Origin of the sequence: Lacrimispora xylanolytica (genome assembly GCF_026723765.1) — a bacterium.
Taxonomy (GTDB): domain Bacteria; phylum Bacillota; class Clostridia; order Lachnospirales; family Lachnospiraceae; genus Lacrimispora; species Lacrimispora xylanolytica.
The window spans coordinates 2,004,831-2,021,101 of the sequence record NZ_CP113524.1 but is presented as its reverse complement, the minus strand read 5'-3'; the positions used below and the strand labels follow the sequence as shown (position 1 = coordinate 2,021,101).

The 16,271-nt window shown below is 38.6% G+C and carries 14 protein-coding genes; 2 read left to right on the top strand and 12 right to left on the bottom strand.

Going from position 1 to position 16,271, the window contains the following annotated elements; all coding sequences use genetic code 11:
- Nucleotides 1–39: 39 nt before the first annotated feature.
- From OW255_RS09530 to OW255_RS09495, 8 genes are all read right to left on the bottom strand, one after another.
- On the bottom strand, nucleotides 40–1,659 hold the full coding sequence (locus OW255_RS09530) for a glycoside hydrolase family 13 protein (protein ID WP_268116437.1): 1,620 nt from the start codon (nucleotides 1,657–1,659) through the stop codon (nucleotides 40–42).
- A 20-nt stretch (nucleotides 1,660–1,679) separates the two neighbouring features.
- Nucleotides 1,680–3,668, bottom strand: a complete 1,989-nt coding sequence (locus OW255_RS09525; protein ID WP_268116436.1) for an amylo-alpha-1,6-glucosidase — start codon at nucleotides 3,666–3,668, stop codon at nucleotides 1,680–1,682.
- Between the two features lie 40 nt (nucleotides 3,669–3,708).
- Nucleotides 3,709–4,581, bottom strand: coding sequence for a sugar ABC transporter permease (locus OW255_RS09520; RefSeq protein ID WP_268116435.1), 873 nt, complete (start codon nucleotides 4,579–4,581; stop codon nucleotides 3,709–3,711).
- Nucleotides 4,581–5,975 carry a carbohydrate ABC transporter permease gene (locus OW255_RS09515; protein ID WP_268116434.1) on the bottom strand — a complete coding sequence of 465 codons (1,395 nt, stop codon included), beginning with the start codon at nucleotides 5,973–5,975 and terminating at the stop codon, nucleotides 4,581–4,583. The genes OW255_RS09520 and OW255_RS09515 overlap by 1 nt, the downstream gene beginning before the upstream one ends.
- Before the next feature lie 46 nt (nucleotides 5,976–6,021).
- The gene (locus OW255_RS09510; protein ID WP_268116433.1) at nucleotides 6,022–7,302 is read right to left on the bottom strand and encodes an extracellular solute-binding protein; all 1,281 of its coding nucleotides are present in this window, start codon (nucleotides 7,300–7,302) and stop codon (nucleotides 6,022–6,024) included.
- 109 nt (nucleotides 7,303–7,411) lie between these two features.
- A complete protein-coding gene (locus tag OW255_RS09505; RefSeq protein ID WP_268116432.1) occupies nucleotides 7,412–9,661 on the bottom strand; it encodes a glycogen/starch/alpha-glucan phosphorylase in 2,250 nt (749 codons plus the stop codon).
- A gap of 112 nt (nucleotides 9,662–9,773) precedes the next feature.
- Nucleotides 9,774–11,225, bottom strand: a complete 1,452-nt coding sequence (gene malQ / locus OW255_RS09500; protein ID WP_268116431.1) for a 4-alpha-glucanotransferase — start codon at nucleotides 11,223–11,225, stop codon at nucleotides 9,774–9,776.
- A gap of 129 nt (nucleotides 11,226–11,354) precedes the next feature.
- Nucleotides 11,355–12,350 carry a LacI family DNA-binding transcriptional regulator gene (locus tag OW255_RS09495; RefSeq protein WP_268116430.1) on the bottom strand — a complete coding sequence of 332 codons (996 nt, stop codon included), beginning with the start codon at nucleotides 12,348–12,350 and terminating at the stop codon, nucleotides 11,355–11,357.
- Nucleotides 12,351–12,608: 258 nt separating this feature from the next.
- Here OW255_RS09495 and OW255_RS09490 point away from each other — a divergent pair, with 258 nt between their 5' ends.
- Both OW255_RS09490 and OW255_RS09485 read left to right on the top strand, forming a co-directional pair.
- Nucleotides 12,609–13,871 carry a Y-family DNA polymerase gene (locus tag OW255_RS09490; protein ID WP_268116429.1) on the top strand — a complete coding sequence of 421 codons (1,263 nt, stop codon included), beginning with the start codon at nucleotides 12,609–12,611 and terminating at the stop codon, nucleotides 13,869–13,871.
- Between the two features lie 12 nt (nucleotides 13,872–13,883).
- Nucleotides 13,884–14,195, top strand: coding sequence for a hypothetical protein (locus OW255_RS09485; RefSeq protein WP_026890762.1), 312 nt, complete (start codon nucleotides 13,884–13,886; stop codon nucleotides 14,193–14,195).
- A gap of 66 nt (nucleotides 14,196–14,261) precedes the next feature.
- Here the strand turns inward: OW255_RS09485 and OW255_RS09480 are convergent, their stop codons facing one another.
- The 4 genes from OW255_RS09480 to OW255_RS09465 all read right to left on the bottom strand — a co-directional run bounded on the left by OW255_RS09480 (nucleotide 14,262) and on the right by OW255_RS09465 (nucleotide 16,122).
- The gene (locus OW255_RS09480; protein ID WP_268116428.1) at nucleotides 14,262–14,465 is read right to left on the bottom strand and encodes a holin; all 204 of its coding nucleotides are present in this window, start codon (nucleotides 14,463–14,465) and stop codon (nucleotides 14,262–14,264) included.
- A 95-nt stretch (nucleotides 14,466–14,560) separates the two neighbouring features.
- The gene (locus OW255_RS09475; RefSeq protein ID WP_268116427.1) at nucleotides 14,561–15,154 is read right to left on the bottom strand and encodes a DUF1349 domain-containing protein; all 594 of its coding nucleotides are present in this window, start codon (nucleotides 15,152–15,154) and stop codon (nucleotides 14,561–14,563) included.
- A 72-nt stretch (nucleotides 15,155–15,226) separates the two neighbouring features.
- Nucleotides 15,227–15,649 (bottom strand): GNAT family N-acetyltransferase, encoded by a 423-nt coding sequence (locus OW255_RS09470; protein WP_268116426.1) that lies wholly within the window; start codon nucleotides 15,647–15,649, stop codon nucleotides 15,227–15,229.
- 29 nt (nucleotides 15,650–15,678) lie between these two features.
- Entirely contained in the window at nucleotides 15,679–16,122 is a 444-nt protein-coding gene (locus OW255_RS09465; RefSeq protein WP_268116425.1) for a GNAT family N-acetyltransferase, read from the bottom strand.
- Nucleotides 16,123–16,271 lie beyond the last annotated feature (149 nt).

Genomic DNA, 16,271 nt, shown 5'->3' with positions numbered 1-16,271 from the left:
AGTCTGTCAAAGCATTGATAAATTTATGTCCTGTTCTTCTTATGCCAAAAGATACATAATTCCTTCATATGGCCTCAGTAAATTCTCCTGAGGCTCATCATAGTTAGACAATTCCCATTCCTTTTCACCAGTTAGCTCATAAGGCAGCTCATAAGATACCTTTTTTCCATAGAAGTTACATATCACCACAAGTTTATACTGGCCCAGTGTCCTGGTATATGCAAAAATATTTTCATCTTCCGGAAAGAGCAACTCAAAATCACCATAAACAACTACGTCGTTTTCTCTTCTCAAACGAATCAGTTTCTTGTAATGGGTAAAAACAGAATTTTCATCATTTACCTGATTTTTTGCATTAATATTCTTATAATTGGGATTTACCGCAATCCACGGTGTCCCCGCACTAAAACCTCCGTTTAATTCATCCGACCACTGCATAGGCGTTCTTGCATTGTCTCTGCCCCTCGCATAGATGGATTCCATAATCTCTTCATGAGAATATCCCTGATTCAGACGTTGCAGGTACATATTGAGGGTTTCAATATCCTTATAATCAGAGATATCAGAAAATCTAACATTGGTCATACCCAGTTCTTCTCCCTGGTAGATATAAGGCGTCCCCTTCATACCATGTAAGAGCGTTGCCAGCATCTTGGCGCTCTCTACTCTGTATTCCTGATCGTTCCCCCACCTGGATACAATTCTTGGAAGGTCATGATTATTCCAGAATAAGCTGTTCCAGCCATTGTTATCCAAGCAGGTCTGCCACTTACTTAATACCCGCTTTAAATCCACTAAATCAAGCACTTTCAAATCCCATTTATCCTTGCCCGGAATCTGATCCAGCGATATATGTTCAAATTGAAATACCATACTGAGCTCACTGCCGTCAGAATTGGAATACTGTTTCGCTATCTCCGGCGTTGCCCCCCAGCACTCACCAACGGTTAATAAATCTTTATTACCAAAAGTGTTCAGGTTCATTTCTTTTATATAAGGATGAAGCATTGGACCGTTGTTCGTGATTTTTTTGTCTACCTCTTTTCCGATCAGCTCAATCACATCCATTCGAAAGCCACCAATGCCTTTCTCAATCCAAAAATTCATAAAATCATATACTTCTTGTCTGACCTTTGGATTCTCCCAGTTTAAGTCGGGCTGCTTCTTACTGAATAAATGCAAGTAATATTGACCGGTAATTTCATCCCATTCCCATGCACTGCCGGAGAACGCTGAACCTAAATCATTGGGCTCTTTACCGTCAACTGCGTCTCTCCAGATATAATAACCTCTATAAGGATTGTCCTTGGACTTTCTGGATTCCATAAACCATTGATGCTCATCGGAGGTATGGTTAGCCACTAAATCCATAAGAATCTTGATATTTTTTTGATTTGCCTTATCCAAAAGCTCCTCCATATCCTTAAGTGTACCAAATTCTTCCATAATACTTCTATAGTCGCTGATATCATAACCGTTATCAACATTGGGAGAACGAAACACCGGGCTAAGCCAGATAACATCTATGCCCAAGTCGGAGAGATAATCCAACTTTTCAATCACTCCCCTCAAGTCACCGATTCCATCCCCATTGGAATCATAAAAACTTCTGGGGTATATTTGATATACTACCGAACGATGCCACCATTTTTTATTCATACCAAACACCACACCTTTCATTATGTACCAGGACTTTGTAGAAGTGGCTGCTCCTGGCTTTCTTTCTGTTCCAGTTTAACAAATACACGAAGCAGTTCACTTACGCTCCATGCCTGTGCAAAACACCCTTGTGAAACCGTAGGATTATCACCATCATAGATTTCCGCAATCTGTCCAATACACCCTTCTCTCATACAAGCCTCTAAGACAGATAACTGTTCCTTTACTTTGATGCGTGCTTTCTCGCCGTAATCGTTAACCTTTAAGTATGCCAGATAATATGCGCCCAGAGGGAATGCCCAAACCGTTCCCTGGTGATATGCCATATCCCGGTTAAAAAGAGAACCTCCATAATGAGCCTTAAAATCCTTATCAAACTTGCTTAAGCTTCTTAATCCATAAGGGGTATAGAGTGTTTCATACACTTTATTGACCACTTTGATTTCCGATTCACGATCAAGTATAGAAAAGGGCTGTGACACTGCCCATATCTGATTACAACGAATCTGATCATCCGCTGCTTCGCCTGACACCAGATCCTTTAAGCAATGCTCTTTCTCATTCCAAAACTTTTCCTGAAAGCTCTTCCGCACCAAATCAGAAAGTTCCTCATATGATCTCTCCGGCATTTTTAAAAGCCTTGCAAAATAACCCATGATCTTTAAATCATTAAACCAATAGGCATTAATTTCCACCGGCTTCCCGTGTCTGGGGGTAGGAAGGATATCACCAAAACGAACATCCATCCAGGTTACCTGCTCTAATCCGCTGCCTGCCATGATTAAGCCATCATAATCCATCTTGATATGGTAATCAGTTCCCCTCTGATACCATTCAATGATGTCTTCCATAACGGGATATGCTTCTTTTACGAATTTCAAATCATTACTTACCAGATAATATTCGTACACTGCGCCGATGAACAAAAGGGAGGCATCTACCGTATTATATAAGGGGTCATGTCCTCCTTCCGGAAACATATTCGGCATCAGCCCCTTATCCTCATAATGCATAAAGGTATAAAAAATACTTTTGGCTTCCTCAAAACGCCTGGTAGCAATACAACAGCCAATCATGGAAATCATTGTATCCCTGCCCCAATCTGCAAAGAAGGGATATCCTGCCATTAACGTTTTCCCTCTTGTAGAATCACGTTCCACCAGGAATTGATCCGCACTTTTTACCAGATGTTTTGCCAACTCATCTTTCACACCAGATTGTGTGATTAGAAGCTTCTGCCGCTCTTCTTCCTGACTAAAATAATCTGATATTTCTTTTTTTTCATTCATAGGTTCTGTACTATAAATAAGATTCAACACTCCGTCAGATCCAGGGCTGACGGAAATTGTAATGCTGTGATTATGTGCCGAAACACCGATTGCCTCCCTCCCGTCTCGTGCATCATAGCCAAAGTATAGATCTTTTTCATATTTTGTCCCATGTTCTGTCAAACTGCCATTGGTTTTACAATATAACATCAGCCCATTACTTTTAATCACGTTATCCTTGATTTCGAATTCCTGATTGCTATTTAAGGTTTCTCCCTTGGATACAAATTGCATATGGGGTGTAACTGTTAAAATCACTTCAGTGTCCATGTAATTTGTCATCTCGTATTGCAGTACTACAGAATTTTCTCTATGTACCAAAACTAATTGCTTTTTAATCTCAACACCTTCCACTTGATAAATCCAGATGGGATAATCTTCAAAACTGAATTGATTTAAATAGCGGTAACCTGTCTGATTTTTTGTATGATTAACAAATTCCTGGCTGGATATATTATACTTTTTATTACATACCGAAAGTTGTTCTTCCATTCGTGTAATCATGTGATATCTATGATTTGGAGCTACCATGCAAGCCATTAGTAAAGCATGATCATTTCTGGTGTTAGAACCAATTCCAGATAGCGAGGAGTATCCCCCCAAACCATTGGTAAGTAAATAAGAATTCTCCTGTCCTTTATCCATGGTCTTCCAATCATGCTTTCCGTAAATAAATTTCATTTTGTCCTCCAGTTTATTTTAATGTTTTTGCCGTTCATATTTATCCCTTAACAGCACCTGATACTCCCTCTACATAGAATTTTTGTGAAAACAAAAAGATAAATGCAATTGGAATTGAGATTAATACACAGCCTGCAAAAAACTGGGTATAATAATATTCCACAAATTCTTTCTCCAGCATGGTCCATAAGCCAATCGCAATGGTGTAATACTGTCTGTCCTGTCCCAATATTACTTTGGCAAAAATATAGTCAACCCAAGGTCCCATAAAAGAAGTTAAAAGTGTTGTAACAATAGCCGGTCTGGATAGAGGAATTGTAATTTTACGAAATACCTCCCACTTAGTTGCACCATCAATAAAGGCAGCTTCATCAATCGTTTTTGGAATGGTATCAAAAAACCCCTTAACAACCAGATATCCCAGTCCCGAACTGCCTGAATATACCATAATCAGAGCGACTAACTTCATAGGACCTGACTCTAAAAATCCAAATCCCTTTAATATATAGTAAACCGCATACATTGACATGAAACCCGGAAACATACCAAGTATTAAGGCAATATTCATCATCTTTTTACGCATTTTGAATCTTAGTCTGGATGTTACATAAGCAACACATAAAACAAAAAATGTGGATAATAAGCAAGAACATATTGCTACGATTAATGTGTTGAAAAACCATCTTTCATAGTTTAAATTGCTTGCCGAATCAAATAATTTCTTATAATTATTCAGTGTATATCCTCTTGGGAATATATAACTCTTATAAGATCCTCCTTCTGCACGAAAAGAGGTCAGGATAACAAAAAAAATCGGCAGTACCCATATAAATCCCAGAATTCCCAAAAACACATGAACAATAGTATTTTGAATGAATCGTCTTCTTTTTAATGATTTTATTTTTCTATTCATTATTGGAACGCCTCCTCATCTTTATAGGAACCTGTGTGGCGATAAGTTAATAAAGATAATATTGCCAGTATCATAAAGACTACAATGCCGATAACAGCACCTAAATTGTAATCTTTATTCGTAATGGTCAATTTATATAACCAGGTTACTAGCAGATCTGTCTTACCAGCATAATAGTATTCCAGTGATTCTGGTCCGCCACCTGATAATAAAAAGATTACGTTAAAATTATTAATATTTCCGACAAAGGAGGTAATTAAATATGGTGTTGTGATAAACAGCATATAGGGTAATGTTATTTTGAAAAATGAGACAATTGCATTGGCACCATCCACCTTTGCAGCCTCATATAAATCTTTGGGTATATTTTGCAAAATACCAGTTGTCGTTAACATGGAAAACGGGACACCAATCCAGACATTAATACAGATAATTGTAATCTTAGCCAGTGTCGAATCAGTAAAAAACGGAATTGCCTCTGTCGGTCCAATGATACCGATATTACGCAGCATTGCATTCACCGGACCGTTTGTATTGAAGATTGTTCTCATGGTAAGTAGCGATACAAACTGAGGCACTGCGATGGACATGATAAAGATAAATCTCCAAAACTTTTTATATCTGGTACCTTCCCGATTGATTACAATTGCTAACAACATTCCAAAAATGTAACAGGAAAATGTAGCACATACTGCCCATATAATAGTCCAGTTAAGTACCGGCCAGAATGTGCCAGATAATGAACCGTTTTGGGCAAACATTGCTGAAAAGTTTTTAATCCCAACCCAGTCGAAGAGATTTCCCGGTGTCTGATGGTTTTTATCGTAGTTCGTAAATGCAATTAATATCATAAAAACAAGGGGAACAATCGTGAAACATAAGATACCTGATATCGGCAAAAACAAAAGGGATTTATGTAGGTTCTGCTCCTTCAAAGATGCCAAATCATCTTTGAAGGAGGGAATTGCTTTGCCGTATTCTATTTTTTTCTGTGTTACATAAGCACTTTTTACAGATGTCATTGCAAAAATCACAAAACCTAGAGTCAGAAATATTGTTACAACACCATAAAGCAGACATAACATGGAATTATCCCCTGGTACATATTCATAAATCTGCTTCGCTTCATTAAAAACCTCTGCCTGAACACTGGTTCCTAATGTTATAAAGTCTGCAATGGAATTGAAACCAACTGTGCTCATATAATATATATAAACAATTTCTAAAAAAAACATAAGCAAGCCACGAATCATTTGTTTATGCACTAAATTACCTAAACCAAATATTAGGGCGGATAATTTTGTTATCCCATTTCCTTGAATAAAAGAAGCAATTCCCCCTATATCACGAAGCGATGTGTTAATATTTGACTTCTTTACCTTTTTGCGGGCCATGATCCAATCCTCTCTAAACTATCCATGACTTTCTGTCAATAGTTTTTTATTCTACCTTTAATGTAGCTACAAATGTATCTAATTTTTTCTGTACATTCTCTTTGTTTAGCTCACCAGTTTTAATTTCAGTTGCAATGCCAACCGCATTAGACCAGTATTTTGAGGTAAATTCTACGGATGTAGGCTGCATAACAGATGCTGTATTCACTTCATCTACGATAACCTTTGCCACTTCATCCGCCTGTAATTCTTCAGATTGTCCAGCCTTAAGATTGGTAGGTACCTGACCATTTTTTTCAAATCGTTCTAACTGCATCTCTTCACTCCCGAGATAAGCTGCAAATGCTACTGCTACAGCAGGATTTTTTGACTGAGAGTTAACACCAATTGCTTTGGAACCATAGAAGCCTTTTAACTGATAATTCTTTCCGTCTGGATTGAAAGTTGGGATAACTGCCAAACCTAAATCATCGCCTAAAGCCTCCTTATAAAGATTATAGTTCCAGGATCCGTCAAACCAAGCACCGATTCTGTGGTCTGCTGTTAATTCGGACAAAGAAACATCATCTGCAAATGCTGTTTTAGGGTTATTTATTAAGTCAATCAAGTAATTTGTTACAGCAACACCAGTCGGATTATTCCAGTTAGCACCAGCTGCAAAATCGGTCTGGCTTTCACCATAGATTGTTAAGCCTGCTCCGTAGTACCAGGCGCCTAATTTCCATCCGCCAGCAGGGTCAAAGCAGAAATTATAGACTTTATCGCCTGTATCTTTCGCCATAATTCCTTCAACGGATTTTATGTCTTCTGCGTTTAACAACGATTTATCATAATACATAATGAATGTGTTATGAGTAAAAGGAATCCCATAGATTGCATCGTCTTTTGTTACTGTTTTTACAACAGATTCACCCATTGTGGACCTAACCATTTCTTCTGTGCTTCCGCCAAGTCTCGCAATAGCTCCTGCATTGATTAACTCATTTAACTGGTCACTTGCAAAGAAGAATACATCACCGGCAGCTGATACATCCTTTAATATTTCATCTTTTAAAGTATCTTCCCCTTGTGTTTCAACATTAAATGTAATATTCCACTCAGGATGTAATGCTTGAAAAGATTTTGTCATAGAATCCAGGGTTCCTGTTTGAATTTGATTTTCGGGGGCCCAAATTTTTAATGTTACAGGTTCTGCTTCTCCCGTTTTGGTTGTATCTGACTTCATAGGTCCCGGAGTTGTACCATTGCTTGTAACATTATTACTGCAGGCAGAAGAAGATACTACCATTGCAGCGACCATAAGTAAGGCAAAAAAACTTCTCTTCATAAAATACCTCCCCTTAATAAATAATTTTGATTTTCATCATTCATAGTTTCTATCATAAATCAACAGTTTTCTTCATTGATTCACAACCAATATCATTAAATTATAAAGCTTATAACTTCCAAATGTCCTGATTATAGCCCCTGATTGTTCTATCGGAGGAGAAATATCCAGCGCGGCCGATGTTTTCCAACATCATTTTTGACCATTTGACACTGTCTTCATAATCTTCAATGATTTCTTCCTTTTTCGAGATGTATTCTCTCAAATCCAGTAAGGACATGAACCAATCCTTTGAAATAAACTCATGATGTAAACGTTCCAGATTCTCTTTCCTGCCGACCTGCATTAGGGTATCGCTTACAATAAAGTCAACCAGTTTATGAATCAATGCATCATTTTCATAAAAATCCTTTGATACATAATCTTGTTTATCGTAATGAGCAATGACCTCTTCACTGGATTTTCCAAAGATATAAATATTATCTTCCCCCACCAAATCTGCGATTTCAACATTGGCACCATCCATTGTTCCCAGGGTAATTGCTCCGTTTAACATGAACTTCATATTCCCCGTACCGCTGGCTTCCTTGGAGGCCAAAGATATCTGTTCCGATATCTCGCATGCAGGAATCAGCTTTTCTGCTAACGTAACATTGTAGTTTTCAACCATGACTACGTTTAGATAAGGATTTACTTCCGGATCCTTAGAAATCAAGTCCTGCAAACATAAAATCAGATGGATAATATCTTTGGCTATGATATAAGCAGGAGCTGCTTTTGCACCAAATATGATTGTAATCGGTGTTTTTGGCTTATTGCCCTTTTTGATCTCCAAATATTTATAAATAATATACAATGCATTCATTTGCTGTCTTTTATATTCATGTAAACGCTTGATTTGAATATCAAAGATGGAATTCTCATTAATCGGAATTCCCTGTGTCTGCATTAAGTATTCTTTTAGTACCTTCTTGTTCTCATTTTTTATCTGAAGCAATGTATTTAATACTTTGCTGTCTTCTCTAAACGCCAACAGCTTCTCCAATTGTCCTGCATCCTTTTTAAATCCGTCACCAATCAATTCGCTGATATAGGAGGTCAATGGATAATTGCAATGCATGAGCCAGCGCCTGAACGTAATACCATTGGTTTTGTTATTGAATTTCTGTGGATATATTTTATAAAAATTATTGAGTTCATTTTCTTTTAAGATTTCCGTGTGCAGGGCTGCAACGCCATTTACACTAAAACCGTAATGGATATCGATGTGAGCCATGTGCACGCACTCCTCTTTGTCGATGATATATACGGACGGATCATCAAATTTACTTCTGACCCTTTGATCCAGTACTTCAATAATCGGAAGCAGATGAGGCACTACTTTCTCTAAATATCTAATCGGCCATTTTTCTAAGGCCTCTGCTAAGATTGTATGATTGGTGTAAGCACAGGTCTTCGAAACAATCTCAATTGCTTCCTCCATATCAATTCCCTTTTGTATCAGTAAACGGATCAGTTCAGGAATAATCATGGTGGGATGGGTATCATTGATTTGAATTACCGCATATTCGTTTAAATCCTTTAATGAACTTCCTTTCTTCTCACATTCTTCAATAATCATCTGAGCTCCATTGCTTACCATAAAGTATTGTTGGTAGATTCTGAGCAATTCTCCTTTCTCATCACTGTCATCCGGGTATAAAAACAGAGTGAGATTTCGCCTGATATCCTCTTTGTCAAAGGAAATCCCAGTCCCTACTATGGATTCATCCACTGTATCAAGGTCAAACAGATGAAGGTGATTGGTACGATTCTCGTAACCAGTTACTGCAATATCATACAGCGTTGAAGTGACTGAAAAATCTTTGAAGGGAACCGTATAAGAAATGTCTCTCTTCGTTAACCAACTATGTTTGGTAAGCCATGGATTGGTGGTTTCTTTTTGCAGATTCTCTTTAAATAACTGGCGGAATAACCCTAAGTGGTAATTCAAACCGATACCGTCACCGTTTAATCCCAGACTGGCAATGGAATCCAGAAAACAAGCTGCTAATCTTCCCAAGCCACCGTTTCCCAAAGACGGTTCTAGCTCTACATCTTCGATTTCTGTAATTGATTTACCATTCTGAGCCAACTCCTCTCTTACCTCATCGTAAATTCCCAAGTTGATTAAGTTATTGGATAATAACTTACCAATCAAAAATTCAGCAGATATGTAGTAGACCTTCTTCTTACTCTCTTTCCCTTTCTTTTCATTTGCCATGCTTTTTGTCATTTTCAAAAGTGCCATGTAGATTTCTTCATTGCTGCATTCTTGAAGCTTTTTCCCGTATTGATCTTGTACTGATTTTCCTAACATTCTAACTACCATACCTTTCACTAATACTTGCCAGACTCCAGCTGCAAGTACAAAATTAGGTGCTCTAGTTCTTACTTCACACCGTTCCTTACTTCCTAAGCAGCAAATACGCTTACCGATTACTGTTTTGAATCAGCTCTTTGATGTTACTAATTTCCTTTTTGAACTCGTCATAGCTTTTTAACTTCCATTCCCAATTAGGGGAACCCAGTGTACCCGGCGTATTGATTCTTCCTTTGTTTCCTAAGTCAATCACATCCTGCATGGGAACAATGGCGATGTCTGCAATACTGTCAAGGGTCAATTTAATAAAGCTCTTTGAAATGGCCTTATCCTTATAACCAAGCTTCTCTAGCGCTTTTCTGATTGCAGCCTGTGTTTCTTTCACCTGTGAATCATACCAGCCACGAATTGTTTGATTATCATGACTTCCTGTATAGATCACCATATTACGTACATCTTCAAAGTCATTGTTATCTTCCATCGGATCAAATGTAAACTGTACAATTTTCATTCCCTTTAGCTGATAATGATTCTTTAATACATGAACCTCTTTCCTTAAATTTCCCAGATCTTCTGCAATGATTTCGAGCCGGGGAAATTTTTCTTTAATCAAATCCAACACTTCATAACCAGGTGCCTCAGCCCAATTTCCTTCAACTGCAGTATCGCAGGCGGCAGGAATCATCCAATAGGTATCAAATGCCCTGAAATGATCAATTCGGATGTAATTAAACAGTTTACTGTTATATGCAATACGATCAATCCAAAAGCTGTAGTTGGTTTCCTTTAAGTACTCCCAATCATAAACCGGATTTCCCCATCTTTGCCCTGTTTCACTAAAGTAATCCGGTGGTACCCCTGCGATAAATACAGGCCTTCCGTCTGAATCCAGTAAGAAGCATTTTTGATTCATCCATACATCCAAAGAATCGATTCCTACATAAAACGGAATATCCCCCATAATCTTGATGCCGTGATTGTTGGCATAGCCCTTTAATTTCATCCATTGTTTATAGAATTGGTACTGGACAAACATCTCATAATTAATTTCATTGCTGTAAACAGAGATATCATACCTCTTATCTTTGATCCATTCTTTTTGTTCCAGGCTCCATTCATTCCAACATCTTAGGTGATTCTGCTTCTTTAAGGTAAGAAATACTGCATATAAGTACACCCATTCCTGAGCGGCAAAATCCTTATACTCTTTCGTCGGTACGAAGTGATCAAATGCCTCCTTTAAATAAAGACCTTTGAATGCCCTTACCTTTTCATAATCCACACAAGAGCTGTGCTCCATAAACTTGGGCGGTTCTTTCTTTAGTAATCCTTCTAAAAACAACTCTTCCAAGCTGATATAAATCTCATCCCCCGCAAAGGAAGAGTAGGGCTGATAGGGCGAATTACCATACCCCAAGGGATTTAACGGCAGTATCTGCCATATATGAAATCCACTTTTTTCTAATAAATCTATTAATTCATAACTATACTTGCCCATATCCCCAACTCCATGATCGGATGGCAGTGACGATAAAGGCAAAAGCATCCCTGCTTCTCTCATATATCAGATTCTCCTTTTTCTACTTATTTTTTTGCATATAGATTCCTTTTGGTTGTAAAATACAATGTGGTTGCAATTCGTACGGAAAACGGTTTCCGTACTTTCAAAAAAATTATATGGATATTATCCTTATTTTTGAATAACATCCATATAGTTAATTTTACATACCTCATAGGGTATCAGAACATGTCTTCCTGTTTCTCCATTAAGCAATTTCTTGAGTTCATCAAAAGCCTGCTTAGACTTTCTGTTAAAATCCTGTTTCACTGTATTCATCGCAATTTGGGTATATCCCATTAATCGAATGCCATCAAAACCGCATACGGGACGGAATAAATCCATCTCTGTCAATGCAAACACCGCACCGATGGCCATTAAGTCTGATGCACATACAACCACATTAATCTTGGAAGCATATTTTTGTGTAATCTCTCTTGCTTTATATTCATTAAAATCACCGTACTTTATAATAAGTTCAAAATGATACTCTTCCTGCAGCTTTTTCATGGCCTCTAACCTTCGGTCCGTTATGTATCCGCCTGCACCGCCTGCAATATAAAGTACGTTATTAATATAGTCATTCTCATCAAAAGTTTTCTTTGCCACATCATACTGCGCCTGAAAGTGGTCGATAGATACAGATGAAGTTCTTGCATTGGTGATTGGAGAATCAACTAAAACACAAAAAAACTCTTGCTTCTCAATAATCTTATATATGTTCTTATTCTCTATAGATAAATTATATATAATTAAACAATTAATTCTTTGGGATTTCAAAAAATTAGTAACCTCTTTCCAGTCCATCTCTTCAAACTGAGAACTAAAAAATGTCACCACTTCTATACGATATTCTTTTGCTTTTTCAAAAGCTCCTGTTAAGTGCTGCATATTGATTTCTTCTACAAACTGGCTATTATGCCGAATATCAACAATCAGTCCCACTCGGTTAAATTCCTTTTTAGAAAGGGATATGGCAATTGAGTTCGGCACATATCCTAACTCTTCAACAGCTTTCTCCACCTTTAATCTGGTCTCTTCGCTCACCAGAGAATAATTATTTAAAACCTTAGATACTGTAGATTTTGCTACTCCTGCCTTTTTCGCCACATCGTTTATAGATACCATCAAATTGCCTCCTACGGAAAACGGTTTCCTTTTTCTTAATATACAATTATTTATTCTTCTTGTCAATGCCTTTTTTGATATTGTTCATCTCGCTTCTTTTGGTCCCCATCCCCTTCTTTCTGACCATACGGTTCTATGAAAGCAAGTATGGTACTAACCTCGACATGGATGAAAGTTATTTCTTTATTTTATTTTTTCTATAATTTTCCTCTATTATTCGAACATATATTCGAATATAATAAAAACAGAGGTGGTCATATGGATAAAGTAATCTTTCACATTGATGTAAATTCGGCATTTTTAAGCTGGGAGGCCGTGTACCGGCTTCATCATCTTGGCGGAAAGCTGGATTTGCGGGAAATACCATCCGCTGTCTGCGGAGACACAGAAAAAAGACACGGTATCATTCTGGCAAAAAGCATACCAGCGAAAAAATACAACATTAAAACCGGAGAGGCCGTCTGGGAGGCACTTAGAAAATGTCCCGGCCTCACTATGGTTCCTCCTAATTATAACCTGTATCAAAAATCTTCGGAAGCCTTTCTCCTTCTTTTGAAGCAGTACTCTCCCATGGTGGAACAGTACTCCATCGATGAGGCCTTTGTTGATATGACTGGCACGGATGCCTTGTTTGGAACACCAGAGGAAGCTGCTGAGGATATGAAAGAACGGATTTACAGGGAATTGGGATTTACCGTAAATATCGGGGTCTCCAACAACAAAATTCTGGCTAAGATGGCATCGGATTTTAAAAAGCCTTACCGGGTGCATACACTATGGAAGCATGAAATCCAGACTAAGATGTGGCCCTTATCCGTGTCAGAACTGTTTTTCGTTGGCCGGGCTACCTTTTCAAAGCTTCACAATCTGGGAATCAAGACCATTGGAGAGCTGGCTCAGACAGACCCCACGATTCTTAAAAATCATTTCGGCAAGCATGGAGAGGTTATCTGGTCCTTTGCCAATGGGATCGACTTTTCCGCCGTGGAACCAGTCCCACCGCCTAACAAGGGATACGGAAACAGCACTACTATTTCCTTTGATGTCACCGATTCCAATACAGCCAAATTAGTCCTTTTATCTCTGGCAGAGACCTTATCCGCAAGACTGAGAGAGGATGGAATAAAAATCGGCGTTGTATCCGTAGGAATTAAAAATTACAACTTTGAATACCTGGGACACCAGAAGACCCTTTCTGCTCCCACCAATATAACAAAGGAAATTTTTGAAGCTTCCTGCCAGATCTTTGATGAAATGTGGGATAAGGTCCCCATACGCCACTTAGGCATTCACACCAGCCGGGTAACCAGCGAGTCCAACCGCCAGCTAAACATATTTGATACAACGGATTATGAAAAGCTGGAACGGCTGGACAAAGCCATTGACGAGATCAGAAAACGTTTTGGCTCAGACAGCATCAAAAGAGCCAGTTTCGTACAAACCAGGTCTATTGATCACATGAGCGGAGGAATCAGCCGGGAAAAAAGAACCGTGAATTATAACAATGAAATTATTATGTAAGAGGTCAGATATATGGGTAAATTCGGGATCGGAACCAATGTAAAAAATATTGACAGCGGTGCAGTTCGGGGAAAGCTGTATCACATTGCCTGCAAAGCATGGTTTACTTCTACCTGCAGCCCTATCCCCTTAAGCTTCAAATTCGAAGGTGAGGACGGAATGATACAAACAGTCTCTTCTTTAAATATCAAGTGTACCGAAGATAAAAATTATTCCGGCATCCCATCAAAGGAATACGATTGTGAAGCCGTAATCGGAGGCATCTTATGCAGATTTAAACTGATTTTTTATATGGAAGCCTGCAAATGGGTCATGGTAATTTAACCCCTGCAAGAAAACAGCCCCTTGAACCTGGAATTTACCCAGGTCAAAAGGGCTGTTTTTTTAATACTATACTTTTAACTCCGGCAGTCCCGCAATGGATGTGAGCAGGGACATAATACCGGCAAGGGCGGCTGTGGAGCCTACCAGTACCCAGTCAACACCTGACATCAACGCGGTTGTTCCAATGGCGGCTACGGCTGTCTGAGCCATTGTTTTAATCGCCCGGATTCCCGCAGCCCTGATCCATCTCTTCCAATATTCCTTGTCCATTTACTTGTCCTCCTTCTCTATAGATATTTTATGCTCTAATATAAAATATGCCATAGATCAGAGGACTAGCACCAAGAAATGATTAAAGTGTCTGATTATTTATGCTCTTTCCATTGACATTCTGTAAAAGCAATTTCAGTAAAGACAGCTTTAAAGGTTGAATGCTCCGGACTGCATGCATAGATCCCCAGCTGGATCTCATTGTCACCTTCAAACAGATGGGCGATGCGCATCTGCTTATAATTTACTCCATCGTAGGAATTTTCCATGCAAAAATCCTGTTTTCTCCTGCTCAGCCGGTAATACATATACTTCTGAGATGCAGGAATGTCTGTCGTTGCCCAATCGGAATATCCCAGATTTGTAACAACGCTTCCCAATCTTTGAAATGTTTCATTTTCATATTCAATGGAAGCCTTAATCCAGTTCTCGCTGTTTTGATATACAATGACACCGCATTGGTCAAACCGGTGCCTGCTGTCAAATTCAGTTCTCACTAAAAATGAAAAATACTGCTCACTGGTTTTTATCAATAATGCTGGTGCATTATCATTTTGAAAACCATAATACGTTCTTTGCCAGAAATCAGTTCCTGGCTCCGTATCAATTACAATTTCAGTCTCCTTAATTGTGTAGTTCTTTGGCTCGTTAATCCAAAACAGAGCTTCTTTTTCAAATTTTAAATCCATATGTACCCCCCCTAAAATCGTAGTTTTTTTATTCATTCACACAGATTTTATTATATTATTATCATATATCTTCTAAAGCTCCAGGGATAATTCCATTCCAGGACCCCGGTTCTCATTAGGCCGAGTGAAAAATCCCAGCTTTTGGTAGAACACCTCTTTTCCTTTGGCTGCAAAGAGCCCCAAGGTAAGATGAGTTCCAGAAACTCCGTGCTCTTTTGCATAGGCAATCAATCGTTCCATAATGGCTTTCCCAATGCCTTTTCCCTGATATTGGGGAAGTATGACAAGATCCTGGACATAGCAGATACATACTCCATCGCCTACAAGTCGTCCCATACCAATCACCTGGCCTTCATCCATCACTGCTATTGTAAGCAGAGAGTTTTTCAACGCCTCTTCTCCCTGTTTCGCCGACAGTTGTCCCCAGCCAGCTGATACTCTTAGTCTGTTAAAATCTTTTTCCGTCAGAGCATTTTCCCTTATCTCGTATGTCATCGTCAGCTCCTTTATAGGTTCTTTCTCATTTAATCACAGGTTAATGTCATCCCGTTTTCCTCAATATCAAAAGTTTCCAATTTATGAAAGCCGTGAGAGAGATAAAATTTAATTGCCCGGCTATTAGATGATAAAACTTCCAGAATACAATATTTACACCCCATCATGATCATCTCTCTTTCAAGCTTTTCAAAGAACCAGTGGCCAATGCCAAAACCAATGAATTCGGGCAGCAAGTAAAACGCATGCCATTGTGCAAAGCGCTCATTCCCATCATAAGCAGTGCCAAATACACTACTTCCAATCATTAATCCAGCGGATTCTGCAATAAGACAAGTGTCACCCGCCTTCACACTCTCCTGCAAAATCGGCACCCAATGATCCGTTTTTAAGGAGGATAGATAGGTTTCATCCATAAGCCCCTTGTAAGCGGAAACATAACTAACTGCGATTTGGGCACTGACCTTTTCCATATCCTCCAAAACAGGTATACGGTATTTTATGTCCATTTTTCTCCTCCAAAAATACAATTATTCCCTGGACCTTTTCTCTAACATTTGATTTAGATTCATAGCCGTCCTGTTGATTCTCAGCATAGGCTAAGTAGCTGTGTTAATAGAAT

Bases quoted from the DNA above. Each gene is read 5' to 3' on its own strand.
- OW255_RS09530 (WP_268116437.1), bottom strand. From the start codon at position 1,659: ATGAATAAAAAATGGTGGCATCGTTCGGTAGTATATCAAATATACCCC.
- OW255_RS09525 (WP_268116436.1), bottom strand. From the start codon at position 3,668: ATGAAATTTATTTACGGAAAGCATGATTGGAAGACCATGGATAAAGGA.
- OW255_RS09520 (WP_268116435.1), bottom strand. From the start codon at position 4,581: ATGAATAGAAAAATAAAATCATTAAAAAGAAGACGATTCATTCAAAAT.
- OW255_RS09515 (WP_268116434.1), bottom strand. From the start codon at position 5,975: ATGGCCCGCAAAAAGGTAAAGAAGTCAAATATTAACACATCGCTTCGT.
- OW255_RS09510 (WP_268116433.1), bottom strand. From the start codon at position 7,302: ATGAAGAGAAGTTTTTTTGCCTTACTTATGGTCGCTGCAATGGTAGTA.
- OW255_RS09505 (WP_268116432.1), bottom strand. From the start codon at position 9,661: ATGTTAGGAAAATCAGTACAAGATCAATACGGGAAAAAGCTTCAAGAA.
- malQ (WP_268116431.1), bottom strand. From the start codon at position 11,225: ATGAGAGAAGCAGGGATGCTTTTGCCTTTATCGTCACTGCCATCCGAT.
- OW255_RS09495 (WP_268116430.1), bottom strand. From the start codon at position 12,350: ATGGTATCTATAAACGATGTGGCGAAAAAGGCAGGAGTAGCAAAATCT.
- OW255_RS09490 (WP_268116429.1), top strand. From the start codon at position 12,609: ATGGATAAAGTAATCTTTCACATTGATGTAAATTCGGCATTTTTAAGC.
- OW255_RS09485 (WP_026890762.1), top strand. From the start codon at position 13,884: ATGGGTAAATTCGGGATCGGAACCAATGTAAAAAATATTGACAGCGGT.
- OW255_RS09480 (WP_268116428.1), bottom strand. From the start codon at position 14,465: ATGGACAAGGAATATTGGAAGAGATGGATCAGGGCTGCGGGAATCCGG.
- OW255_RS09475 (WP_268116427.1), bottom strand. From the start codon at position 15,154: ATGGATTTAAAATTTGAAAAAGAAGCTCTGTTTTGGATTAACGAGCCA.
- OW255_RS09470 (WP_268116426.1), bottom strand. From the start codon at position 15,649: ATGACATACGAGATAAGGGAAAATGCTCTGACGGAAAAAGATTTTAAC.
- OW255_RS09465 (WP_268116425.1), bottom strand. From the start codon at position 16,122: ATGGAAAAGGTCAGTGCCCAAATCGCAGTTAGTTATGTTTCCGCTTAC.